This is a genomic window from Lacinutrix sp. MEBiC02404 (assembly GCF_053601575.1).
This window is the reverse complement of sequence record NZ_JBSHNV010000025.1, coordinates 1-543: the sequence shown is the minus strand read 5'-3', so window position 1 is coordinate 543 and position 543 is coordinate 1. Positions and strand designations below refer to the sequence as shown.

The 543-nt window shown below is 35.5% G+C and carries 1 pseudogene; it reads right to left on the bottom strand.

Going from position 1 to position 543, the window contains the following annotated elements:
- Nucleotides 1-543 (bottom strand): annotated as a pseudogene (locus tag ACVCXO_RS00100) (hypothetical protein); the annotation flags it as partial.

Sequence of the window (543 nt, the reverse complement as noted above, 5' to 3'; positions counted from 1 at the left end):
TGTATTGTCTGTGTTTAAAGCAATAGATGTTAATGTTTCCAAGTTAGCAACGTCTAAAATAGTTGGGTTTCCATCTTCATCGGTATAGGTTAATGTTCCGTCGTTGTTGTCTACTAATGTAGTAAGTGCTTCTAAATTTGCTACGATAGCAGATAAATCTAATTGTGTAGTAACGCCATCTTCGTCTGTATAATCGATGTTTGTATTATCTGTGTTTAAAGCAATCGAAGTAAGTGTTTCCAGATTAGCAACATCTAAAACAGTCGGGTTTCCATCTTCGTCGGTGTAAGTTAATGTTCCGTCATTATTATCCACCAATGTTGTTAAAGCTTCCAGGTTAGCTATGATTGCAGTTAAATCTAATTGTGTAGTAATGCCGTCTTCATCCGTGTAATCGATGTTTGTATTGTCTGTGTTTAAAGCAATAGATGTTAATGTTTCCAAGTTAGCAACGTCTAAAATAGTTGGGTTTCCATCTTCATCGGTATAGGTTAATGTTCCGTCGTTGTTGTCTACTAATGTAGTAAGTGCTTCTAAATTTGC